At 63.8% G+C, this 22,081-nt stretch carries 22 protein-coding genes and 1 tRNA gene; 11 read left to right on the top strand and 12 right to left on the bottom strand.

Going from position 1 to position 22,081, the window contains the following annotated elements:
* Positions 1-60: 60 nt before the first annotated feature.
* Positions 61-417 carry a DUF2200 domain-containing protein gene (locus tag IC608_RS15850; protein ID WP_191777529.1) on the bottom strand — a complete coding sequence of 119 codons (357 nt, stop codon included), beginning with the start codon at positions 415-417 and terminating at the stop codon, positions 61-63.
* Positions 418-603: 186 nt separating this feature from the next.
* Between IC608_RS15850 and IC608_RS15845 the strand changes: the two genes are divergently transcribed.
* The 3 genes from IC608_RS15845 to IC608_RS15835 all read left to right on the top strand — a co-directional run bounded on the left by IC608_RS15845 (position 604) and on the right by IC608_RS15835 (position 3,453).
* On the top strand, positions 604-1,839 hold the full coding sequence (locus IC608_RS15845) for a putative DNA modification/repair radical SAM protein (RefSeq protein ID WP_191777527.1): 1,236 nt from the start codon (positions 604-606) through the stop codon (positions 1,837-1,839).
* Entirely contained in the window at positions 1,839-3,317 is a 1,479-nt protein-coding gene (locus IC608_RS15840; protein ID WP_191777525.1) for a UdgX family uracil-DNA binding protein, read from the top strand. Before IC608_RS15845 ends, IC608_RS15840 begins: the two co-directional genes overlap by 1 nt.
* A gap of 59 nt (positions 3,318-3,376) precedes the next feature.
* Positions 3,377-3,453: transfer RNA gene (locus IC608_RS15835), tRNA-Met, on the top strand.
* Positions 3,454-3,787: 334 nt separating this feature from the next.
* Here the strand turns inward: IC608_RS15835 and IC608_RS15830 are convergent.
* The 8 genes from IC608_RS15830 to IC608_RS15795 form a co-directional block, all read right to left on the bottom strand.
* On the bottom strand, positions 3,788-5,095 hold the full coding sequence (locus tag IC608_RS15830; protein ID WP_345890912.1) for an MFS transporter: 1,308 nt from the start codon (positions 5,093-5,095) through the stop codon (positions 3,788-3,790).
* Between the two features lie 206 nt (positions 5,096-5,301).
* Positions 5,302-8,379 (bottom strand): efflux RND transporter permease subunit, encoded by a 3,078-nt coding sequence (locus IC608_RS15825; RefSeq protein WP_191777523.1) that lies wholly within the window; start codon positions 8,377-8,379, stop codon positions 5,302-5,304.
* On the bottom strand, positions 8,376-9,455 hold the full coding sequence (locus IC608_RS15820) for an efflux RND transporter periplasmic adaptor subunit (RefSeq protein WP_191777520.1): 1,080 nt from the start codon (positions 9,453-9,455) through the stop codon (positions 8,376-8,378). Before IC608_RS15820 ends, IC608_RS15825 begins: the two co-directional genes overlap by 4 nt.
* Positions 9,452-10,540 carry an efflux RND transporter periplasmic adaptor subunit gene (locus IC608_RS15815; protein ID WP_191777518.1) on the bottom strand — a complete coding sequence of 363 codons (1,089 nt, stop codon included), beginning with the start codon at positions 10,538-10,540 and terminating at the stop codon, positions 9,452-9,454. Before IC608_RS15815 ends, IC608_RS15820 begins: the two co-directional genes overlap by 4 nt.
* Positions 10,537-11,175 (bottom strand): TetR/AcrR family transcriptional regulator, encoded by a 639-nt coding sequence (locus IC608_RS15810; protein WP_191777517.1) that lies wholly within the window; start codon positions 11,173-11,175, stop codon positions 10,537-10,539. The genes IC608_RS15815 and IC608_RS15810 overlap by 4 nt, the downstream gene beginning before the upstream one ends.
* A 276-nt stretch (positions 11,176-11,451) precedes the next feature.
* Positions 11,452-12,036, bottom strand: coding sequence for a cysteine hydrolase family protein (locus tag IC608_RS15805; RefSeq protein WP_191777515.1), 585 nt, complete (start codon positions 12,034-12,036; stop codon positions 11,452-11,454).
* 11 nt (positions 12,037-12,047) lie between these two features.
* A complete protein-coding gene (locus IC608_RS15800; RefSeq protein WP_191777513.1) occupies positions 12,048-12,239 on the bottom strand; it encodes a hypothetical protein in 192 nt (63 codons plus the stop codon).
* Positions 12,240-12,254: 15 nt separating this feature from the next.
* Entirely contained in the window at positions 12,255-12,599 is a 345-nt protein-coding gene (locus IC608_RS15795) for a hypothetical protein (protein WP_191777511.1), read from the bottom strand.
* A 227-nt stretch (positions 12,600-12,826) separates the two neighbouring features.
* Between IC608_RS15795 and IC608_RS15790 the strand changes: the two genes are divergently transcribed.
* On the top strand, positions 12,827-13,336 hold the full coding sequence (locus IC608_RS15790; protein ID WP_191777509.1) for a response regulator: 510 nt from the start codon (positions 12,827-12,829) through the stop codon (positions 13,334-13,336).
* Here the strand turns inward: IC608_RS15790 and IC608_RS15785 are convergent.
* Positions 13,293-14,027, bottom strand: a complete 735-nt coding sequence (locus IC608_RS15785) for a Crp/Fnr family transcriptional regulator (protein WP_191777507.1) — start codon at positions 14,025-14,027, stop codon at positions 13,293-13,295. The genes IC608_RS15790 and IC608_RS15785 overlap by 44 nt on opposite strands.
* Positions 14,028-14,330: 303 nt before the next feature.
* On the opposite strand from IC608_RS15785, the gene IC608_RS15780 reads away from it, so the two are divergent.
* Positions 14,331-15,077: a Crp/Fnr family transcriptional regulator gene (locus IC608_RS15780; RefSeq protein ID WP_191777505.1), complete on the top strand. Its 747-nt coding sequence runs from the start codon at positions 14,331-14,333 to the stop codon at positions 15,075-15,077.
* Between the two features lie 73 nt (positions 15,078-15,150).
* Here the strand turns inward: IC608_RS15780 and IC608_RS18645 are convergent, their stop codons facing one another.
* Together IC608_RS18645 and IC608_RS15770 are read right to left on the bottom strand one after the other, a co-directional pair.
* Positions 15,151-15,501 (bottom strand): DUF2188 domain-containing protein, encoded by a 351-nt coding sequence (locus IC608_RS18645; protein ID WP_428055993.1) that lies wholly within the window; start codon positions 15,499-15,501, stop codon positions 15,151-15,153.
* Positions 15,502-15,604: 103 nt separating this feature from the next.
* On the bottom strand, positions 15,605-16,105 hold the full coding sequence (locus IC608_RS15770) for a MarR family winged helix-turn-helix transcriptional regulator (protein ID WP_191777503.1): 501 nt from the start codon (positions 16,103-16,105) through the stop codon (positions 15,605-15,607).
* A gap of 249 nt (positions 16,106-16,354) precedes the next feature.
* Between IC608_RS15770 and ectA the strand changes: the two genes are divergently transcribed.
* From ectA to ehuB, 6 genes are all read left to right on the top strand, one after another.
* Entirely contained in the window at positions 16,355-16,933 is a 579-nt protein-coding gene (ectA, locus tag IC608_RS15765; RefSeq protein WP_191777501.1) for a diaminobutyrate acetyltransferase, read from the top strand.
* Positions 16,934-16,964: 31 nt separating this feature from the next.
* Entirely contained in the window at positions 16,965-18,251 is a 1,287-nt protein-coding gene (gene ectB / locus IC608_RS15760) for a diaminobutyrate--2-oxoglutarate transaminase (RefSeq protein WP_191777499.1), read from the top strand.
* A 15-nt stretch (positions 18,252-18,266) separates the two neighbouring features.
* Positions 18,267-18,659, top strand: a complete 393-nt coding sequence (locus IC608_RS15755; RefSeq protein ID WP_191777497.1) for an ectoine synthase — start codon at positions 18,267-18,269, stop codon at positions 18,657-18,659.
* A 41-nt stretch (positions 18,660-18,700) separates the two neighbouring features.
* Positions 18,701-19,630, top strand: a complete 930-nt coding sequence (gene thpD / locus IC608_RS15750; protein ID WP_191777495.1) for an ectoine hydroxylase — start codon at positions 18,701-18,703, stop codon at positions 19,628-19,630.
* Between the two features lie 64 nt (positions 19,631-19,694).
* A complete protein-coding gene (locus tag IC608_RS15745; protein WP_191777493.1) occupies positions 19,695-21,146 on the top strand; it encodes an aspartate kinase in 1,452 nt (483 codons plus the stop codon).
* A gap of 70 nt (positions 21,147-21,216) precedes the next feature.
* A complete protein-coding gene (gene ehuB / locus IC608_RS15740) occupies positions 21,217-22,080 on the top strand; it encodes an ectoine/hydroxyectoine ABC transporter substrate-binding protein EhuB (RefSeq protein ID WP_191777491.1) in 864 nt (287 codons plus the stop codon).
* Position 22,081: the final 1 nt, after the last annotated feature.

The following is a 22,081-nucleotide window of genomic DNA, read 5'->3' as shown; positions in this document are numbered from 1 at the left end:
GAACGGCGCTAGGAGGCGAGCCTCAATAGTCCCCGTTTCGCGCACGCGCTCCCGAGCCGGTCAGGCAGGCTGGCGAAGGATCTTGTCCATCGCCTTGCCCTTGGCCAGTTCGTCGATCAGCTTGTCGAGGTAGCGGATCTCGCGCATCAACGGGTCCTCGATCTCTTCCACACGAACACCGCACACCACGCCGGTGATCCGTTCCCGCACGGGGTTCATGTGCGGCGCGGTGGCAAAGAAGGTCCGGAAGTCCGTCCCGGCGTCCAGTTCGCGCTGCAGGGATGCCGCGTCGTGCCCGGTGAGCCAGAAGAGGATCTGGTCTACCTCCGCTTTGGATCGTCCCTTGCGCTCGGCCTTGGCGACGTAGAGAGGGTAGACGCTGGCGACACTAGTGGTGAAAATCCGGTCCTCGGTCATCATCCTTCTCCGCAATGGGGTCAGCATAACCCCCAGCGCCCGTCATTGGAACGCCTGTTGGCGCGGCTGCCTCGGCCGCTTTTCTCGGCTGACCACGGGACCGCGATCACAAGTTCTCCACCTATGTCTTTTTGACATGCCGGTCGCCGCGCAAAGCGATAGAGCTAAAGAACAAAGGATGAACATATGGTTGCTCTGACGCTGACGCGAAAACTCGCCATTCTGGCCGACGCGGCCAAGTACGATGCCTCATGCGCTTCGAGCGGGACGGAAAAGCGCGACAGCAGCGGGACGAAGGGCATCGGCTCGACCGAAGGCAGCGGCATCTGCCACTCCTACGCGCCGGACGGTCGCTGCATCAGCCTGCTCAAACTGCTGCTCACCAATTTCTGCATCTATGACTGTGCCTATTGCATCAACCGGTCTTCGTCCAATGTGCAGCGTGCCCGCTTTGCGGTCGACGAGGTCGTGCGGCTGACGCTCGACTTCTACAAGCGCAACTATATCGAAGGGTTGTTCCTCTCCTCCGGCATCATCCGCTCGCCGGACCACACGATGGAGGAGATGGTGCGGGTGGCGCGCACCCTGCGCGAAACCCATCATTTCGCCGGCTACATCCATCTCAAGGTCATTCCCAACGCCTCGCCTGAGCTTCTCGTGGAGGCTGGGCGCTGGGCGGATCGCCTCTCCACCAATATCGAATTGCCCACTGACGCGGCGCTCGAGACATTTGCGCCGGAAAAGCGGCCCTCCGAAATCCGCACCGCCATGGCGCGCCTGCGCGGCAAACTGGTCGAGGCCGAGCCGGAAAAGAAGGCGCGCGCAAAGCCGGCCAAATTCGCCCCCGCTGGCCAATCGACGCAGATGATCGTGGGGGCCGATGGCGCCGACGACGGGGCGATCCTGACCCGAGCGGCGGGGCTCTATTCGGGGTACCAGCTCAAGCGCGTTTATTATTCCGCCTTCTCGCCCATCCCTGATGCCAGTTCACGCCTGCCCCTCAAGCCGCCGCCGCTGATGCGGGAGCACCGGCTCTACCAGGCAGACTGGTTGATCCGCTTTTACGGGTTCGACGTGCCGGAAATCGTCTCGGGCGGAGAGGAGGGGCACCTCGACCTCGCCGTCGATCCCAAGCTCGCCTGGGCGCTCAAGCACCGCCAGAATTTCCCGGTCGACGTCAATCGGGCAGAACGCGAAACCCTGCTGCGTGTGCCGGGGCTGGGGGTGAACGCCGTCAAGCGGATCCTGGTGTCACGCCGTCACCACCGGCTGCGGCTCGACGACGTGGCGCGCATGACCGCCTCGATCGACAAGGTGCGGCCTTTCATTTCCACCGCCGACTGGACGCCGGGCGGCCTCACCGACGATGCCCGCCTGCGCCAGAAGCTCGCGCCGCCGCCTGAACAGCTCTCGCTCTTCTGATGCTGGCGGTCCGTATCGAGAGCCCCAATGACTTCGACGAATGGCGCGGCAAGGCGCGGCGCCTGCTGGCGGCGGGCGTGGCGCCGCACCAGATCGTCTGGAGACAGGGAAGGGAGGAAAATGGTCTCTTCGAGGGCGGCGAGGAATTCCTGCCGAACCCGGATGGGCCGGTGGGGTCGGTCCCCCGCGCGTTCATCGATCTGGCGCGGCAGGTGATCCAGCACTCCGACCCCGAGCGGTTCGCCATTCTCTATCGGGTGCTGTGGCGTCAACAGGCGGATTCGCAACTGCTCACCAATGCGGGCGACAGGGACGCCAGCGTGCTGACCAGGATGGCGTCTGCCGTCCGGCGGGACAGCCACAAGATGAAGGCTTTCGTGCGGTTCAAGACGGTGCCCGACGCGTCCGGTGCCGAACGCTTCCTCGGTTGGTTCGAGCCTGAGCATTACACACTTGAGGCTACTGCGCCCTTCTTTGCCCGGCGGTTCGCCGGCATGGTTTGGGGCATCGTCACGCCCTATGCCAGCGCCTGGTGGGATCTGGAGCACTTGCGCTTCGGGCCGGGCGGGCGCAAGGCCGACGTACCGGCCGAGGATGCGGTGGAGGAGGACTGGAAAACCTACTACAGCTCGATCTTCAATCCGGCGCGGCTCAAGGTTTCCATGATGAAATCGGAGATGCCGGTCAAATACTGGCGCAACCTGCCCGAAGCGGAGCGCATTGCCCCCCTGATCCGGAACGCCCAGGCCTTGGAGCAGGACATGATCGCCCGCGCCGCCACCCAGCCCCCCGCCCGCCATTTGCGCCAAAAAGCGCGAGCGCACGACGGTGATCCCAATGAGCCCAAGGAGATCGCTTCGCTGGCGGAGGCCAAGATTGCCATCGAAGAGTGCCGCCGCTGCCCGCTTTACGAGCACGCCACGCAGGCCGTGTTCGGGGAGGGTCCTGTGTCGGCGGAGGTCATGTTCGTCGGCGAACAGCCGGGCGACCAGGAGGACCTGCAAGGCAAACCCTTCATCGGGCCGGCCGGGCAGGTGCTGGACGAGGCGATCGAAAAGGTGGGGATCGATCGCAGGAAAGTCTACGTGACCAATGCGGTCAAGCACTTCAAATTCGAGCCGCGCGGCAAGCGGCGGATTCACCAGCGTCCCGATGGGGGCGAGGTGCAAGCTTGCAAGTTCTGGGTCGACCTTGAACGTCAGTTCGTGCGCCCCAAGGTCGTCGTTGCTCTCGGCGCCACGGCCGCACAAAGCCTGCTCGGCCGGGCCAGTGTCACCATCTCCAAGGTGCGCGGCGAGCCGATCCCGCTCGATGATGGTTCGGTGCTGTTCATCACCAATCATCCGTCCTATCTGCTGCGCATCCCCGACGCTGAGGGGAAGGCGCGTGAGCGCGGGAAATTCGAAGCGGACCTGGCGATGGTGCGTGAAGTGATGGAAAGCCTCGAAAAGTCGGGTGGTACGCGCGGTCGCGCTTGACAGCAGTCAGGGGCGAACTTAGTAAGGCCCGCGTCGGCCAACCACCGGCAGCCTCTTGGGGCGGAGTAGCTCAGTTGGTTAGAGCAGAGGAATCATAATCCTTGTGTCGGGGGTTCAAATCCCTCCTCCGCTACCAATTTGTATCACCGAAAAAGAAGCCCGGAATCCTTGACGTTTGCCAGCAATTGGTAGGCGCAGCGCCGGATACATGTCACCGCACTGTGACGGGCGGGGTAACGACTGGCTCTCAGCGCGATTTATAACCGTTGACCGCGCTGCCTAACCGCCGCTGATCTCCTTTGCAGGCGATCGGAGGCGACGAGGGAAGGCTTCCGTCCTCTGCAAGGGAAATTGTGGGCCACCTTATACGCCGTCGGCTGCCGGCCCTTTTTCGGACATGCAGGCCTTGCGTTGACTGCCGTGAAGGCACTGATTTGTCCGAGGCCGTGCGCTCGTTCTGGTTCCGGTCTTCAGGTCAGAACCGCGTGGCGCGTTTCGGTATCGACGAAAGAGGCCGCGACTGCACCCACGATGAGCAGGCCCGCGAACAGAGCGATGGCGAGGGAGAAGTCCTGGGCGATGACGACCGCCAGGGCCGAGGGTGCCAGCAGCCCGCCGAACCGTGCGACCGAGCCGGCAGCACCCATGCCGGTGCCGCGCAGCGCAGTGGGAAATAGCTCGGGCGTGAAGGCGTAAAGGGCGCCCCAGGTCCCCAGCAGCGCAAAGCTCATGAGCAAAATGGCGCCACCGATCAGCAGGACGTCTGTGGCGACGATGAACAAGGCGCAGCCAGCGGCGCTCAGAAGCAGGAAACCGATCAGGGTTGGCTTGCGGCCGATGGCCTCGACGCCATAGGCGGCAAGGGCATAGCCGGGCAGTTGTGCAAAGGCCACCAGGACCAGGAAGCCATAACCGCGCACATAGCCAAAACCCTGTTCGGCGAGCCGGCCCGGCAGCCAGGTGAAAACGCCATAGTATGAAACCGAGACCAGGAACCAGACGCACAGAATCGCAAGCGTCCGTCGGCGCAGCGATGGGGAAAAGAGGCTTCCAGCTCGGGTCGTGACAGGGGGCGAGATTGATTCACCGTCGCCCAATTGAGGCTTGCCGTTGACCTGAAGTACCCGGTTGAGCGTGCGGCGCAACTCGGCATGCTCGCCCGTGCGTTGCAGGTGAAGCGGGGATTCAGGCACCCAAAACCGCAAGAAGATTCCGATCAGCGCCGGAAGGGCGGTGGCCGCAAAAATCCAGCGCCATGCGTCCGATGTCAGATAGATGCTGGCGGCCCAGGCCGCGAGAGCGACGGCGACTGTCCCTACCGCCCAAAACCCTTCCAGGATGACCAGCCAGCGGCCACGGTTTCTGGCCGGCAGGAACTCGGCCATCATGGCGTAGTCCACCGGGAGCGTTCCGCCAACGGCCATGCCGGTCAGGAAACGCAACAGGAAGAGCACCCAAAGGTTTGGCGCGAACACCGAAAGCAGCCCGAAGATCGCGTCACAGATGACCGTGACCAGAAGCACCCGGCGCCGGCCGAACCGGTCGGCCAGCCGGCCGAAGAGAGCCGCACCGATCAGCATGCCCAAGAAGAACAGTGTTCCAATTTGCAGCGCCTCGGGCACGGATATCCCGAACGTCGAAGCGATCGAGACGCTCGTGAACCCGACGGCCAATACCTGCATGGCGTCGGCAGCCCACACCAGCCCGAAGATCCCGAGCAGGCGCCGCTGAAAACGCCCTGCTCCTGCACGCTCCAGAACATCGTCCACGGTCAGCACGTCGAGCCCCCTCGTTGCAATGACGCTTGTTCCGAAGAGGCTTACACCACCAGTGGCTTTGTGGCGCGCTTTTTTGAGGCCCGGTAGCTTTGGCGCCGACCGTGCGGGCGTCCAGCCTTCGAAAGGCTGTAGTCAGGGTCGGCGGGCGGTGGACCGAGTTGCCGCGAACGCAATGCCGCCGAAGGCTCCAGCCTTTTGAGCAGCATTCAACTCGTCGCCGCTTTCTCCTCGATTGTCACGCCCGGCGTGTCCGGGCGGATGCGGAACCAGGTGACGTAGAGCGCCGGCAGCACGATCAGCGTCAGCAAGGTGCCAACGAGGATGCCGCCGATCATCGCGTAGGCCATCGGCTCCCAGAAAACTTCCGTAGCAATGGGAACAAGCCCCAGGCTCGCCGCCAGTGCGGTGAGCAGGATCGGCCGGATGCGATGTTCGGTGGCCTCGACCACCGCCCGCCACGGGGCCATTCCCTTGCTGCGCAGATGTTCGATCTGGACGATCAGGATCACCGAGTTGCGGATCAGGATACCGACCAGCGCCAGTACGCCCAGGATGGCGACGAACCCCAGCGGCTTGCCGAACGGCACCAGCGCCGCCACGACGCCGATCAGCGCCAGCGGTGCAACCGCCACCACCAGGAACAGCCGCGAAAAGCTCTGCAGCTGCAGCATCAGCACGGTGGCCATGACGAACAGCATCAACGGCACCACCGCAACGATCGGCGCTGTTGATTGCGCGCTGCTCTCCACCGTGCCGCCCACGGCGATGGAATAGCCCGCCGGCAGGGTCTTTTCGAACGCGTCGACCACCGGCTTGAGCGCGGCCGCCACCGTTGCCGGCTGGACATCGCCCAGCACTGCCGCACTCACCGTCAGCGTCGGCACACGATCGCGCCGGACCACCACGGGCTGCTCCTGAGTATAGCGGAAGGTTGCCACCGCCGCGAGTGGGATGGCTCGGCCGTCTCCTGTAGACAACTGCAGGTTTTGCAGCGTTTCGATCGAGCCACGCTCGGCGTCTTCGGCACGCCCCAGAACGTTGACGAGGTAGATGCTGTCGCGGATCTGCGTGATGGTCTGGCCGGAGGTCACCCCATTGAGCGCCGAGGTGATGTCGCTGTTGGTGATGCCGAGTTGCCGCGCCTTGTCCTGCAGCACATCGACCTCCACCACGCGGCCGGCTTCCATCCAGTCGTAGCGTACGCCGCCAAGCTGCGGATTGACCGCGATGGCTGCCGCCAGATCCTGCGCATGGCTGCGCAGCGCCTGGATGTCCGGCCCGCTGATGCGATACTGGATCGGCCGCCCGACAGGCGGCCCAAGCGACAGCGTCTTGATGAAGGCATCCGTGCCGGGGAATGTCTTCCGCAGATACTCTTCAAGTTGCGCCTTGACCTTGTCCCGCTCATCGAGCCCTTTGGTGACGATGACCGTCTGCCCAATGGAGGGCATGGGGGCTGGAACGTCGAGCGCCAGCACGAAGCGGGGCGCTCCTTCCCCCACATAGCTCGACCAGTGGTCGACGCCGTCATTGCTGGCCAACGCCTCCGCTTCGAACTTGGCGATCTGCGCCGTCGTCTCGGCGATCGAGCTGTTGTCCGGCAAGCGCCATTCGACGATCAGCTCGGGCCGGTCTGACGAGGGGAAGAACTGCTGCTGCACGAAGGTGAGGCCGAAGATCGAGAGGGCGAAAATGCCCACCGTCACTGCAATGGTCAGCCAGCGCAGCCGCATGCCCCATTCGATGAGGCCGGAAAACGCGCTCATCGCTCTGCCCTTGCCGTGGCCCTTATGCTTGAGCTGCTTGGGCAGGATGGACACGCCGATCAGCGGCGTGAAGAGAACGGCCACCACCCACGACACCAGCAGCGAAATCGCCAGCACGACGAAAAGGGTGAAGGTGAATTCGCCGGCCTGCGATGAGTTCAGCCCGATCGGTATGAACCCGGCCACCGTCACCAACGTCCCCGTCAACATGGGAAAGGCCGTCGAGGTGTAGACAGCAGTCGCTGCCTTGCGCAGCGTGTCGCCGGCCTCGAGCCGTGACACCATCATCTCGACGGCGATCATGGCATCGTCCACCAGAAGGCCCAGGGCAATGATCAGCGCCCCGAGCGACACGCGCTGCAACGATATCCCGAGATAGGACATGGCGAGAAAGGTGATCGCCAGCACCAGCGGAATGGACAGCGCCACGACCAGCCCTGCCCGTAGGCCCAGGCTGACAAAGCTGACCACCAGCACGATGGCAATGGCCTCGAACAGCGCCTTGGTGAAGCCGTTGACGGCCTCCTCGACCACCCGCGGCTGATCGGACACCAGGTGCACGTCGACGCCCACGGGAAGTTCCGCGACGATCTGCTCGACTTCCTTGTCCAGCGCCTCGCCGAACTCGAGGAGGTTGCCGCCCGCCCGCATGCCGATGGCCAGCCCGATGGCCGGCTGGCCATTGTAGCGAAACAGGGCACTCGGCGGATCGGCGAAGCCACGCGTGATGGTGGCGACGTCCACCAGCCGGAAGAAGCGCTCGCCTATGCGCAGGTTGATCTGCTTGAGGCTGTCGTCGGACGTGAACTGGCCGCCCACTCGCACCGCGACCCGTTCCGGCCCCGCCTGGATGACCCCCGACGAAGAAACCGCGTTCTGGTCCTGCAAGGTCGCGATAACCTGCTCCGCGCTGATGCCCAGCGCCGCCAGCCGCCGCGTGGAGAACTCGAGCCGCACCACTTCGTCCTGGGCGCCCAGCAGGTTGACGCTCCCCGCTGCGTCCAGCGTCAGGATCTTGGACCGCGCATCTTCCACATAGTCCCGCAACTGCCGCTGCGTCAGTCCGTCCGCGGTAAACGCATAGATGTTGCCGTAGACATCGCCGAACCGGTCGTTGAAGAACGGCCCCTGCACGCCCTGCGGAAAACTCACGCGAATGTCGGAAATCATCGCCCGCACTTCGAGCCACACCGACCGCACCGTGGCCGCAGGCGTCTCGTTGAGCAGGTTGACATAGACCATGGTCTTGCCGGCCGTCGTCACCGAGCGCGTGTAATCGAGGCTGGGCAGGTCCTGCAGTTCGCGCTCGATGCGCTCCGTGACCTGCGTCGCCACTTCTTCCGCATTGGCGCCGGGCCACTGCGCCGCGATCACCATGGTGCGGATGGTAAAGGCCGGATCTTCCTCGCGCCCCAGATGCAGGTAGGAAAACACACCCGCGACCAGCGCAATCGCCATGAAATACCAGACCAGGGACCGATGCCGGAGCGCCCAGTCAGAGAGGTTGAACCTGTTCATTTCCCCGCACGCTCCATCTGGGCGGCAATTGCCTGGCCGTTTTCCAGATCATTGACCCCCGCAGTCACCACCCGGTCGCCGGCTGCGAGGCCGGAGAGCACCGGCACTTGTCCATCGACCGGCGCGCCAACCGAGACGGGTCGCGCGGTGACCGTGGCAGCACTCTCATCCACCACCCACACGCTGGTCTTGCCGTCCCGCGTCAGCACCGCGCCCTGGGGCACCCACAACTCGCCCCGGACCGGATCCGCCAGCGAGGCGGAGGCGGTCGTTCCCAGCCAGAACTGGTCCGGCGGATCAACCAACCCAATCTTGAGCCGCAGGCTGCGGGTAACCGGGTCGGCCTCGGGAGCGATTTCCCTGAGCTTGCCCTCGATCCGAATATCCGGATCAAGCTGGGGCACCACCATGAACTGCGCGCCGACCTGGACCCGCTGCGCGAACGCTTCGGGCACGTCGATCACCAGATCCCGCGCGCCGGTCTGCGCCAGCGTCAGAATTTTCTGCCCGGGGCTAACCACCGCGCCGGTCTCCGCGCCCACCGCAGTCACCACGCCATCGAACGGCGCCGCCAAGCGAGCATAACCCAGACGCTCCTCTGCCTGCAGCAAGCGGGACTGAGCCTGCACCACACTGGCCCTGGCCGCTGCCGTCTGCTGCTGCGCCTGCTCGAGGTTCGACACCGCCACCACGTCGCTTTCCTGCAGCGAGCGCAGCCGGCCCTCGGCAGCGGCTGCGTTGGCATACTGCGCCTCGGCCGAAAGCAGGTTGGCCTGCGCCGTTTCCACCGCCAGGTCGAGGGTCGTGGTTTCGAGGCTGGCGATCACGGCGCCGGCGGCAACGCTGTCGCCCACGTCCACGGCGCGGCTCACCAGGGTGCCGCCCACGCGAAACGCTTGGTCGACCGATACCTGCGGCGTCACCACCCCCACAAAGCTCGATCGCACCATGGCGCGCGGCTCCACCACGAGGCTCAGCACGGGCCGCGCCTCCACCTGCGGCTCGGGCGGCGGGGACTGGCACGCCGCAACCATGGGGATCAGCAGCGGCAGCAGGAAAACCAGGCGCCCGCTCATGATGCACTCTCCATCGGCTCGACCGTTTGGCCCGGGGTCAGCAATTTGGTGCCCTTGGTGACGACCACCTGTCCCTCGCTCAATCCATCTGCGATCACCACGACACCCGTGCCATAGGCGTCGACGGTCACGGGTTCGACGGACACTGTGTCGTCGGCCCCCACGATCCAGACCGAGGGTGAACCGTCCTGCAGCCAGAGGGCGCTCCAGGGCAACACGATGCGCGGCTGCGGTTGCCCCGCAAGCGTCACGGTCACCGGCGCGCCCAAAGAGAAGCCAGCCGGTGTGTCGCTCAGTTCGATCTTGGTCGTGATGGTCCCGGTCTGTGCATCAAGGACCGGCGACACCTCGCGAACCCGCCCTCCGACAACCGAAGACGGATCGGACAGCAGCGCCACATCCACCGCAAGCGACCGGTCGCGGCCGGCGATGGCCGTCTCCTGCACCTCGATCACCGCGTCGCGCGGCCCATCTTCTGCCAGCATCACCACCGGTGCGCCGGCCTGCACCACCTCGTCGGGCTCGAACTGCCGGTGCGTGATGATGCCGCTGGCGCTGGCGCGAAGCGTGGCATAGGCGAGCCCCTGCTGCGCCGTCGCCAATTGCGCCTGTGCGCTGTCGCGGGCGTTGCGGGCGGTCTCCAATGCCGTCTGCGATCCTTCGAAGGCGCCGCGCGTGATCAGACCCTGGTCGAACAGCGACGTCTGGCGGTCCAGCGTCGCCTGCGCCTGGTCCAGCTGGGACTGGCTGGCCTCCAGCGCCGCCGTCGCCGCCTCCACATCCGCCTGCTGCTCCGCTGGCGCCAGGCGCGCCAGCACCTGCCCCTCCTCGACGTGGTCGCCCACCTCGACCAGCAATTCCGTCAGCTTGCCACCGATCAGGAACGCCTGCGGCGTCTCCGACCGCGCCTCGACCGACCCGGTCAGCACCTGGCTTTTTGCGTAGTCCGTCGTCTGGACGGTCTCAACCTCCACCAGCGTCGGCTGCCGTTCGGCCGGTGGCGCTGAAGGCTGGCAGGCCGCGACACCCAAGGCGATCACGCCCGCACCCGCTCCACGAAGCAGGCCATTTACCACCCCGTTCATGATCCGCTCCCTTGTCCGCCGGCCGGCAGGTCAGGCTGGACGAGGGCCACCGAAATGCCCGCAAGCCGCTGCGCCAAGCCATCGGCATCCTCGTCCAGTTCGCCCCGCAGCCACCGCACCACCAGCCACATCGTGCCGCCGGCCAGCATGTCGGTCAGGTCCTGTCGGCTGGCGTTGCCGCGCCGGGCGATCAGTTCCGACGTATCGGGCAGGAGATGCGCCGCCACCAGCCGCACCACTTCGCCAAAAAAAGCGGCCGTCGCGGCGCCCTCGATGACCCGGAGATAGAATGTTCGATGCGCCGCCAGGTGCTGCAGCGCCGGACGGGCCCGGTCCTCGATCCGCTGCCGCAGCGCCGCGACAGTCGAGCTGGCCTCTGCGTCCCTCGCATCCAATGGCACGAAAGCGGCATCCAGCCGGCGGAGAGCCGCCGCCTGGGCCGCCGCCGCGACGTCAGGAAAATGCTGGTAAAACGTCGGCCGCGTAACGCCGGCCGCCTCAACCACCCGGATGATGGAAATCTGCCCCACCGGCTCCTGGTCGACCAGTGCCAGTATGGCGCCGATCAGGGCCTGATAGCTGCGCTGGAAGCGCGGATCGGCTTCCCGCGCCTTCTGCTGTGACCGCGACGTCATGATGTGCGCCTTCTGTTTTACGTTTATAAAATAGAAGTGCGGCGAACCGCGGTCAAGCCCCTCGCTGGCTTTGCAGTAGCCGCATCGTTCGGGCGTCCAGCCGTGGCCAGCCAGCAAGCGTACGGGACAGAGTCCGTTCGCCAGCCACGGAAGGTCACCGTCGAGGTGTGAGCGGACCCTCTCGTCAGCGCGTTGCGTGTTTCACGCCCCTTGTTCCGCACACTCGGGCCGTCTACCGGCGCCGCAGTGACGACTCAGTCCTCATGCAGGCCGCGGCTAGACAAGCTCACCAGGGTGATCGATCGCGTCTGCAGTGGTACAGAGCGTCAGTTGCTGGGCGAGCCGGCTGCGGTAGACGGTGAGGATGGCTTCGTGCGTTTCGTCGGCCGAACCGAACACGGCGTCTTCGACGATCACCACGTGGTAGCCCAGATCAATGGCGCCGAGCACTGCCGCCAAAACGCAAATGTCCGTTTCGCCACCGCTGATCAGGAGGGTGTTGATGCCCGCGTCCTGAAAGCTGTGGTGCAGCCGCCCGTCCACCCAAGGGGAATAGGTGGGCTTGTCGAAGATTCGTGCGGGCGGCACGTGGCGGCGCAATTGCGGAACGAGGTCGATGAGCTCCGGCGCCAACTGGCTGCGAGTCATCTTGGGCCATCGGTCGTAGTAGCGCTGCCAACTGCCGGGGGCATCCGCGGGCGTCGGAGGCGGTATGAAGCGGGTAAAGACCGTGGCGTCAGCAAAACGCTGGGCCAAGGCATCCACGGCCGGAAGCACCCGCTCCATCCACGGCGCGGCCCAAGGAGTACTCGAGGCGAACATGGTCTGCATGTCGATGCAAAGGTGAGCCAGCCTTGGCATGGCGAAGGATTTCAGGCGCCCGGCGACGGCTCGGGCCGACGGTAGTCCGGCTTCTTGAGGCCGTCGTCATCGTGGATGGCCGGGTTCGGGCCGAGATCGTCCGTGGGCGGATGAGCGCCGCCTGGGTGGCGTTCCCGGTCGACGTGTTCTTCGTCCGACGGGTGCGGATCGTGCGGTTGTTGGGTTGGGATCGGGTTTGTCATGGCGCCCTCTACTGATCACGCTTGATGTGTGCCAGGCATAATGCCCGGCAGCGTGAGGACGTTCAGCCCGATGACGCAGGTAAACTCCGGAAGCGGGTTGGCCGCGATGGTAAAGCCGGATGTGCGGAGCCTGGCCTCGGTGGCAGCCTTGTCCGGTATGATCCAGTTGGTCGGGTCGCCGGCGTAGGTGTGTTCGATGAAATAGAGGCGGGAGCATCCCGGGCGCGGCCACGCGGCGCCCCGCGCGGCGGTGCGCGACCTGAACGGCCACGTGGTTGCCCTGACAATGCCGGCACCCACAAAGACGGTCGCATGAGCAAACATGCCGCTGATGCAGATGCGCTTCCCGAATTCGACCATATCTTGACGGATCGAGCACCGGGGCCGGCGGAGTACGCCGTGCGCGGGCTTGAGCCAACGGGCGCGATGATCAGACGAGTTGCTTTCGTTCTGCTTTTCGTCCTCGTAGGCGGTAGCCTCTAATATTTGCTAAATATCTGACATCGCGAAAGAATTTTTCAGATATGTTAATGTGAGCAACTGACGACCTGAGATAGCGTTTCATCAACGTTAAGGAGGAGAGGTCCGTGGAGCTAAAAGGAAAGCGCATCCTCGTCGTCGAAGACGATTATTATCTCGCCGATGAGGTCTGCCAGGAGTTGCGGCGCGAGGGAGCCGTGGTGCTTGGCCCTGCTCCCACGCCTTTTTATGCACTACAGCTTCTGGGCCGGCGAGGAGTCGATGGTGCAGTCCTCGACGTGCACCTCCACGGCAAGACCGTGTTCGGCCTTGCCGACGAGCTTGTGAGGCGCGGCACACCAATCGTGTTTGCTACGGCCTATGGGGAAGATGTCTTCCCCGAGCGCCACAAGCGCAGTCCCCGGCTGATCAAGCCGTTTCGCCGCGAGGAGCTGATTGAGCACCTGTCGACGCTCGGCCAGCCGCCAACGCTCGAGGACCGGCAGCTCTCCCCCTCTTCGCGGACAACAGCCTCCAGGACGGGCTTTGCAGAGGAGACGCCACAGGTGCGCATGGTTCGCGCAATCTGTGCCGTCATGCGTCAAAACGCCGTGGAGCATCGGCGGTCGCTTCGGTGAGATAGTCGGGTACAAACCCGGCGATGGAGCGCATCTGTTCGAGATCCAGCGTCAGCCGGTTGCCCCGCGTGCTGAGCGCGCCGCGCTTGCGCAATTCCTGCAGTGTCCGATTCACGTGCACGGCCGAGAGGCCAAGATAGACGCCGATTTCGGCCTGCGTCATGCTCAACGAGAACTGGCCGTTGTTCGCCAGACCCATCCGCCGCAGGCGAAATTCCAGCTCACACAGGAAATGCGCCGTCCGCTCGAGCGCCGAACGGGTGCTGATCGAGGTGACCAGTTCCTCGGTTACTGCGTGGTCTACCGCCAGATGGGAGAGAAGTGCCTGCAATATGGCCGGCCGTTGTTCCACCAGACTGACGACATCCTCCAGAGATGCCTGCATGGCCTTGCAGTCTGTCAGGGCGCGCAAAACGGTGGTGGGGGCCGAACCCGTGACGAACTCGTAGGAACAAGTGTCGCCGGGCAATACCACTGCAGTCATCTGGCGCACGCCGGGTCCCTCTGCGCGTTGGCGCACCGCCAGCCCGGACGCAAGAATGCACAAGTTCGTTCCTGGGTTGAAAGTGGACTTTGCCGCAATCGACTGCGGGACCCAATGCAGGTGCGACAGGGCTTCCACATCCTCGGGCTTCAGCTTTCGCCCGCACCAAAGGCGGCGGAAGATAAGCGGGCCGAAATCCTCATCCATGGAATGTCGAGCGTATGCGGGAGCCGTCATCTGTTCTCACTACTTTTCGGATTGGCCGGAAGCCCGAACGGGGAACCGCTTCAGCCGCCAGTGACGCTTGAGAACCAACGCGCCGCGACTGGGAACACCGCCCGATTTAACCTATGTGAATTCGGGAATTTTTGCCCGTGGATAGGTTTTAGCAACAGCACCAGAATCATGGTTTCGGCCGTTGCGCAGCACCAGTTCCCCCAAGACGGCACATCATGCCGCGTCACTCGTAAAACGATACCGCACAATGTTCACCCGGGCGGGGACCCGCCAATGAACAGCAATGTTGCCGTTTCAGTGCCAGGCGGCGATGTGTGGTTGCGGCGCCTCAGCAGTGTCGTCTCTCTAAGTCGAGCCGCTCAGGAGGCCGCAGCAGAGATCATGAGCCTCGGCAGGCCCATCCCTGCGCGCGACCATATCATCCGCGATGGCAACCGGGAAACCAGCATCAAGGTGCTGATCAGCGGCTTTGCGTGCCGATACAAATTCCTGCCGGCGGGACGCCGCCAGATCACGGCATTCGTCCTGCCAGGGGACCTTTGCGATTTCGGCTTTGTATCCAGCAGCCCTGCCTCTCAGGGGGTGATGGCGCTCTCGCCCTCTATTGTCGGCGCGGTTGACGTCGACCGCTTCGCATCGATCGTCGAGGAGTATCCCGACCTTATGGCGGCTGTCTTGCGCTGCGCGGCGATAGAGCAGAACGCGACGCAGGAATTGCTTCTCAGCCTCGGCGGACGCAACGCCCTGCAACGGGTGGGCCATCTTCTGTGCGAACTGCACTTCCGGATGCAGTCGGCCGGACTGCTCCGGGACGGCCAGGCCTTCGATTTGCCGGTGACGCAGTCGGAACTGGGGGAAGCGCTTGGTCTTTCTACGGTGCACGTCAACCGGACTGTCCAGACGTTGCGCAAGCTGGGGCTGGCAACCTGGCGGGACAGGGTCGTAAGCTTGCCCAATCCTCCAGGCTTGGCCGCCCTGTCGGGGTTTGATCCGGCCTATCTGAAAAGCGAAATGGCCTGACGCTGGACGGCTAGCGTCCGCTGAGCCCGCCGCTCTTGCCCTGAGCCACTGGGTTCTCCTCGCAGCCACGCCGTCAGCGATCCCGGTGGAGGTCGTTGCGCAGAGGCATCCGGTCGGGGTTGGGCACCTCGTCCTCGCTTACTGCTTCACCATTCCTGTCCCGCAGCTCTTCGTCCTCAGGAAGGTCGTCCTGAACGGTTCCCTGTGGGTGACTGTCGGCGCGGGCAAACTCTTCGTGCCACTTGCCCTCAGCATCCTGGTAAAGGATCTGTTCGTCTTCGCCCGCCATCTGTTGGCGCTGCGCTGCACTCTCGGCCGCCTCGTGGGCGGCCTTGTGCGTGGCAAAGGTTTCCGAGAAGACGTCGCCGACTCGATAGGCAAAGCCACCGTTGTGCTCGACGACTGTGTAGGTAACTTGAGCCATTGTTCTCTCCAGCTATCGGGCGCGATCACCCGCCTTTGTGGTGCGAATGCGCGGCGGTTGGAGAGGTTGCTGAATTCACCATGATTTGGCCGGGTGGCAGCAGTCAGTGCTCGGCGGCAAGGCTGGCCCGGGCATCGAGCACCGCCGCCGCAGGCTCCCCATCTGTTTCGAGCATTGCAGCGACGCGCTCGAGGGACGCTATGAGCATGTGTTGCTCCCAATCGGGCAGGGCAAGAAAGTGGTCCTGAAACTTGGCGTGTAGCCCGTCCGGTGCAATTTCAAGAACGCTCGTGCCTTTCTCGGTCAGGGATAGAAACACCTGGCGCCGGTCTTTCTCCCCGCGCCGGCGCTGTATCATGCCGACGCTTTCAAGCTTCTGAAGCAGCGCTGTGGTTGTTGCCTGGGTGATCCCCATGCGCGAGGCGATGTGGCCCGCTGTCTCTTCGCGGCCTCCGTCCAGCATCTGCATGAAGACCAGTTGCGAGGGCGTCAGCCCCGTCTCGTGCATCAGCTGCCGGCTGTTGCGTTCGGTGGCGCTCAAGATTTTGCGCATGGCCGTCAGGGCCAGTTTTGTGCGGTCTTCCACGATACACCCATCTGCCAATGGTGCCTCACACTACGGTTGGCGGCACGGAAACGAAAGGTGGCAAAAAAGTGGGCTATAGTTAGGCAAAGCTAATGATCAGTTCGATCACCTTGGTAGGTCGCTCGCAGATCCAAATTGCCTGGAAAGAATTGTTCTGCCCTATCCTTCTGAAAATGCAGCGGTAAAACGAAACTTCCATGTTGATGGGAACGACCTGCCTGGCTTGACGGTTGCGCATGTAGTTCGTTTCATCTAACTAATGATCCCATGGTGTACGGCAATTCGGTGCTGCACGATGCCGGCGCGTTGCGGCGGCAGGCAGCTGAAAAGCAACCAGCGCGAATCCGTCCTCCAGAGGCGACCGACGGTCACGCCGTCTGGTCTCTGGTGAGGGCGAGCGGGTCACTCGACGAGAATTCGCTCTACTGCAATCTGCTGCAGTGCTCGCACTTTGCCGGCACCTGCGCCATCGCGATCCATGGCGACGAGGTCGTGGGGTGGCTGTCGGGCTACGTTCCGCCCGAGCAGCCGCAGACCTACTTCGTCTGGCAGGTTTGCGTGGCCGAAGTTGCCAAGGGGCAGGGGCTTGCCAGGCGGCTGGTTGGCAACGTGCTGCACCGCCCGGTCTGTGCCGGGGTCACGCATGTCGATTGCACGATCACGCATGACAATGAAGCGTCCTGGAGCCTGTTCACCGGCATCGCCCGCCGGCTCGACGCGCAGCTCCAGCAGGTCGAGCACTTCCTGCGCGATGCCCATTTCGGCGGCCGGCACGAGACCGAATACGCCGTTTCGATCGGCCCATTCCGACACGACCGCGTCGCGCGCCTTAGCGGCGACGCCTGACTTTCTACCCAAATCCTGCGGGAGACGAGATATGACGACCACCACGATCACGCCAAAGACGACGTTTGACCGCGTGGAGAGCCGCGTCCGCTCCTATTCGCGCAGCTTTCCCAGGGTCTTTGACCGCGCTGTCGGGGCGACCATCTACGACGTTCACGGCAAGGCCTATACCGATTTCCTCGCTGGCTGCTCGACGCTCAATTACGGGCACAACGATCCCGATCTCAAGGCGGCGCTCATCGACTACGTCTCGGGCGACGGCATCGCGCACGGGCTCGACATGTTCACCGACGCCAAGCAGAACTTCCTCGTGGCGTTCGAGCGGTACATCCTCAAGTCGCGAGACATGAACTACCACGTGCAGTTTACTGGTCCGACCGGGGCCAATGCCGTGGAAGCGGCCCTGAAGCTCGCGCGCAAGGTGACAGGCCGCACCAACGTCATTGCCTTCACCAATGGTTTTCACGGTGTGACGCTTGGCGCGCTGGCTGCAACAGGCAACGGCAAGCACCGCGGTGGAGCGTCAACTCCGCTCACGGGTGTCTCGCGCGCAGCCTATGATGGCTACTACGGTCCGGACATCGACACGGCTGACCTGCTCGAGCGGGATCTTTCCGATCCATCGAGCGGTGTCGACAAGCCGGCAGCCATCATCCTCGAGACCGTGCAGGGGGAGGGCGGCCTCAATGCGGCCTCGCCCGAGTGGCTGAGGAAGATCGAGGCCATTGCCCGCAGGCACGGCGCGCTGTTCATCATCGACGACATCCAGGCCGGGTGCGGCCGCACGGGCGGGTTCTTCTCGTTCGACGGCATGGGGCTTTCGCCCGACATCGTCACCATGGCCAAGTCGCTCTCCGGCATGGGCTTGCCCCTGGCGGTGACACTGCTCAAGCCCGAACACGACATCTGGAAGCCGGCCGAACACAACGGCACCTTCCGCGGCAACAATCACGCCTTCATCACGGCGGCAGCGGCGCTGGAAAAATTCTGGGCGGACCACGCGTTCCGCCAGGAGGTGGAAAGCAAGGCGAGCTATCTCGCCGGACGCCTCTCCGCCATCGCCGAACAGCACGACCTCAAGGTCAAGGGTCGCGGCATGATGATCGGCGTCGATGCCGGATCGGGCGAAAGGGCCGCCGAGATCTGCAAGGCCTGCTTTGCCAAGGGCCTCATCATCGAAACCTCGGGCAGCTTCGATGAGGTCGTCAAGATCCTGGCTCCGCTCACCATTTCCCACAATCAACTGGCGGCCGGGCTGGACGTCCTGGAGGACGCATTCGACGCAGTTCTCGGGATGCAACGCGCTGCTGCCGAATAAGAAGGATATCCAACCATGATCGTTCGTGAACTCGATAGCGCTCGTCAGACCGATCGGCTCGTCAAGGCCGATGGCTGGGACAGCACCCGGCTGCTTCTGGCGAGCGACAAGATGGGCTTCAGCTTCCACATCACCCGCATCCAGGCTGGGACGTCCCACGTGTTCCACTACAAGCACCACTTCGAGAGCGTCTACTGCATCTCGGGTGAGGGCTCGATCGAGGAACTCGACAACGGCACCGTGCACGAGATCAGGCCGGGGGTAATGTACGCGCTCGACCTGCATGACCGGCACCGCCTGTCTGCCAAGTCAGAGCTGGTGCTCGCCTGCGCGTTCAATCCGCCGGTGACCGGCCAGGAAGTGCACCGCGAGGACGGCTCCTACGCACCGGTGCTCGAAGACGCCTGAGCCTCCGATTTTTCAATTTCCGATACTTCAAGGCGATGACCATGACGAACACGGCATTCGATACCGCCAATCACGATGGCTACCCCACGCGCCTGGCCAAGGAAAAATGGCTCGAGCGCAAGGACCCGACCGTCTGGGGCCAGTGGTCTCCGGAGGCGCCGCTGACGCGCGCCCAGACCGAAAGCTTCGACAAGAATGGCTTTCTGGTCCTCAAGAACGTCTTCTCCGCAAACGAAATTGCGGCGCTGCAGACCGAGTCGAGCAGGATGCGGTCCGGCGAGGCTACGCTCTCTGCCCAGAACGTCATCACCGAGCCCGGCTCCAACGAGGTTCGGACCGTTTTCCGGCTCGATGAAGAGAACGCCCTGTTCGACCGGCTGGCGCGTGACAGCCGCATCGCGGGGGCTGTCAGTTTTCTACTCGATGACGAGGTTTATCTCCATCAGTCCCGGCTCAACTACAAGCCGGGGTTTACGGGCAAGGAATTCTACTGGCATTCCGACTTCGAGACCTGGCACGCCGAGGACGGCATGCCGCGCATGCGGGCGATTTCGGCCTCCGTCCTGCTCACCGACAACGACGCGCTTAATGGGCCGCTGATGCTGATGCCCGGGACGCACAAGACGTTCGTCGCCTGTGCGGGCGAGACGCCCGAGGACAACCACAAGACCTCGCTCAAGAAGCAGGAAATCGGCGTCCCCTCGCATGAGAGCCTCACAGAAATGTCGAGGAAGCACGGCATCGAATATGCGGCCGGCGCGGCGGGCACGGTGATCCTGTTCGACTGCAACACGATCCATGGATCGAACGGCAACATCACCCCCAACCCGCGCTCGAACGCCTTCTTCGTTTACAACGCCTGGTCCAATCGCGTCGGCGCGCCCTTCGCGGCCAAGGCACCGCGACCGGCTTTCCTCAGTTCGCGCGATCCGAAAGCTCCCATCAGCATCGAAACCGGCAAGCTCGCGTAGGGGCCGCCGACAGTTTCGAGTTTGGACAAAATGATGCCGCCCTTGTGGGGTGGCCGGAGACCAGATGACCAAGACGACGAAAGCCGGCCATACCGTCGAGAAAATCGGCGGCACATCGATGAGCCGCACCGCCGAATTGCTCGACACTGTGCTCATCGGCAAGCGAACGGGCGAGGATCTCTATAACCGCATCTTCGTCGTGTCTGCCTATGCGGGCATGACCGATGACCTGCTCGAGCACAAGAAAAGCGGCGAGCCGGGAGTCTATGCTCTCTTTGCCAGCGCCGAAAGCGGCTGGGTCTGGGGCGACGCACTGACGGCCGTGGCCGACAAGATGTATGCCCATAACGAGCGCATCTTTTCGGACGACAGCGCCCGCCAGAGCGCCAACCGCTTCGCGCGGGAGCGGGTCGAAGGCGTGCGTTCGTGCCTCATCGACCTGCAGCGCCTGTGTTCGTTCGGGCACTTCCAGCTCGAACAGCACCTGCTGACCGTGCGCGAAATGCTGGCGTCGCTGGGGGAGGCGCATTCTGCCTTCAATACCAGCCTCCTCCTCAATCTGCACGGCGTGCGATCGCGGCTTGTGGACCTGACGGGATGGCGGGAAACGGGGCAGATGGACCTCGACACCGCGCTCGAACGGGCACTGTCCGATGTGGATCTGAGCTCGGAACTGCCCATCGTGACGGGCTATGCCCAATGCAGCGAAGTGCTGATGGGGACTTATGACCGCGGCTACAGCGAAGTGACGCTGTCGCGCCTGGCGGTGGTCACGAAGGCGCGCGAGGCGATCATCCACAAGGAGTTTCATCTCTCGACGGCCGATCCGCGGGTTGTGGGAGAAAAAGCCGTGCGCGTCATCGGCGAGACCAACTACGACGTGGCCGACCAGCTTTCCAATATGGGCATGGAAGCCATTCACCCTCGGGCGGCCAAGAGCCTGCGCCAGGCCGGCATCCCGCTGCGGGTCAAGAATGCTTTCGAGCCGGACCATGAAGGAACGTTGATCCGTTCGGATTTGGGCGGTCAGGACCCGCAGGTGGAGATCGTCACCGGCCTGCGCAATGTCTACGCCTTCCAGTTCTACGACCAGGACATGGTCGGGGTGAAGGGGTACGACAGCGAGATCCTCGAGGCGCTCAAGCGCCACAAGGTCTGGATCATCGCCAAGACCTCCAACGCCAATACCATCACGCATTTCCTGCGCGGCTCGATGCAGGCCATCAAGCGGGTGGAAGCCGACCTTTCGGCGCGATTCCCGGCGGCCGAGATGTCCCTGCGCAAGGTGGCTCTGGTGTCGGCGATTGGGCGTAATCTGGGCGGAGCACCGATCCTGGCCAAGGCCATGACCATGCTTGCCGAGGCGCATATTCAGCCGCTCGGCGTGCATGACCTCATGCGCAAGATCGACTTGCAGGTCGTGGTGGAACCCGAAGATTTCGAAACGACCGTGCGGGCCCTTCATAAGGGGCTCGTGGAAGACCAGATGGTGGCCTCGCTCATCGCGGCCGCCTGACCAATAGCCGGCTGATTGGATGGGCTCCAGCCGGTTCCATGCCCGAAGAGAGAAACCTAGGAGAACACACATGACCAAATTCGGAAAAACCGCCGTCATGACGCTGTCCGCCATTGCCGCCGCGGCGCTCGCTTCGACGGCCGTCAGCGCTGCGACGCTGGAGGAGATCAAACAGTCGGGCACCGTGCGCATCGCGGTCGCCAACGAGATCCCCTACGGCTATGTCGACCCGACCGGGGAAGCCAAGGGTGCCGGCCCGGATGTCGCCAAGGCGATCATGGACAAGCTCGGCGTCGAGAACATCGAGTGGGTCACCACAAACTTTTCTTCGCTGATCCCGGGCCTGCAGGCCGACCGCTTCGACATGGTCGCCGCCGAAATGGCGATCCTGCCCGACCGGTGCAAGCAGGTGCTCTTTTCCGAGCCGAACTCTTCCTATGGTGAGGGGCTGCTGGTCGCGGCCGGCAATCCCAAGGATGTCCACGGCTATAGCGACTTTGCCGAAGGCGACATGAAGGTGGCGATCATGGCCGGTGCGGACCAGCTCGACATGATGCAGGCGCTCGGCGTGCCTGAAAGCAACATCGTGACGATCGCCGCCAATGCCGACGCCATCTCGACCGTGTCGACCGGCCGGGCTGACGCCTACGCTGCCACGGGCCTGACGGCCAGCGGTCTTGCCCAGCAGAGCGACAAGGTGGAACTCGCTGAAGACTTCGTCGATCCGGTCATCGACGGCGAGGAAGTGCGCAGCTGGGGCGGGTTCACCTTTGCCCAGGGCAACGAAGCCCTGCGCGATGCGGTCAATGAGCAACTGGCCGAGTTCAAGCAGACGGACGAGTGGGCCAGCATTTTGACCGGCTACGGCTTTACCCAGGCCGACGTCGATGGCTCGAGCCACCACACCACCGAAGAGCTTTGCGCAGCCGAGTAGG

The sequence above is a fragment of the Devosia oryzisoli genome (assembly GCF_014837245.1).
GTDB classification, from domain to species: Bacteria; Pseudomonadota; Alphaproteobacteria; order Rhizobiales; family Devosiaceae; genus Devosia; species Devosia oryzisoli.
Note: the sequence above shows the minus strand (reverse complement) of the source record. Positions and strands in the feature narration are given on the sequence as shown.

Excerpts from the sequence above, each read along its gene's own strand:
- IC608_RS15850 (WP_191777529.1), bottom strand. The coding sequence starts at position 417 with ATGACCGAGGACCGGATTTTCACCACTAGTGTCGCCAGCGTCTACCCT.
- IC608_RS15845 (WP_191777527.1), top strand. The coding sequence starts at position 604 with ATGGTTGCTCTGACGCTGACGCGAAAACTCGCCATTCTGGCCGACGCG.
- IC608_RS15840 (WP_191777525.1), top strand. The coding sequence starts at position 1,839 with ATGCTGGCGGTCCGTATCGAGAGCCCCAATGACTTCGACGAATGGCGC.
- IC608_RS15825 (WP_191777523.1), bottom strand. The coding sequence starts at position 8,379 with ATGAACAGGTTCAACCTCTCTGACTGGGCGCTCCGGCATCGGTCCCTG.
- IC608_RS15820 (WP_191777520.1), bottom strand. The coding sequence starts at position 9,455 with ATGAGCGGGCGCCTGGTTTTCCTGCTGCCGCTGCTGATCCCCATGGTT.
- IC608_RS15815 (WP_191777518.1), bottom strand. The coding sequence starts at position 10,540 with ATGAACGGGGTGGTAAATGGCCTGCTTCGTGGAGCGGGTGCGGGCGTG.
- IC608_RS15810 (WP_191777517.1), bottom strand. The coding sequence starts at position 11,175 with ATGACGTCGCGGTCACAGCAGAAGGCGCGGGAAGCCGATCCGCGCTTC.
- IC608_RS15805 (WP_191777515.1), bottom strand. The coding sequence starts at position 12,036 with ATGCCAAGGCTGGCTCACCTTTGCATCGACATGCAGACCATGTTCGCC.
- IC608_RS15800 (WP_191777513.1), bottom strand. The coding sequence starts at position 12,239 with ATGACAAACCCGATCCCAACCCAACAACCGCACGATCCGCACCCGTCG.
- IC608_RS15795 (WP_191777511.1), bottom strand. The coding sequence starts at position 12,599 with ATGGTCGAATTCGGGAAGCGCATCTGCATCAGCGGCATGTTTGCTCAT.
- IC608_RS15785 (WP_191777507.1), bottom strand. The coding sequence starts at position 14,027 with ATGGATGAGGATTTCGGCCCGCTTATCTTCCGCCGCCTTTGGTGCGGG.
- IC608_RS15780 (WP_191777505.1), top strand. The coding sequence starts at position 14,331 with ATGAACAGCAATGTTGCCGTTTCAGTGCCAGGCGGCGATGTGTGGTTG.
- IC608_RS18645 (WP_428055993.1), bottom strand. The coding sequence starts at position 15,501 with ATGGCTCAAGTTACCTACACAGTCGTCGAGCACAACGGTGGCTTTGCC.
- ectA (WP_191777501.1), top strand. The coding sequence starts at position 16,355 with ATGGTGTACGGCAATTCGGTGCTGCACGATGCCGGCGCGTTGCGGCGG.
- ectB (WP_191777499.1), top strand. The coding sequence starts at position 16,965 with ATGACGACCACCACGATCACGCCAAAGACGACGTTTGACCGCGTGGAG.
- IC608_RS15755 (WP_191777497.1), top strand. The coding sequence starts at position 18,267 with ATGATCGTTCGTGAACTCGATAGCGCTCGTCAGACCGATCGGCTCGTC.
- thpD (WP_191777495.1), top strand. The coding sequence starts at position 18,701 with ATGACGAACACGGCATTCGATACCGCCAATCACGATGGCTACCCCACG.
- IC608_RS15745 (WP_191777493.1), top strand. The coding sequence starts at position 19,695 with ATGACCAAGACGACGAAAGCCGGCCATACCGTCGAGAAAATCGGCGGC.
- ehuB (WP_191777491.1), top strand. The coding sequence starts at position 21,217 with ATGACCAAATTCGGAAAAACCGCCGTCATGACGCTGTCCGCCATTGCC.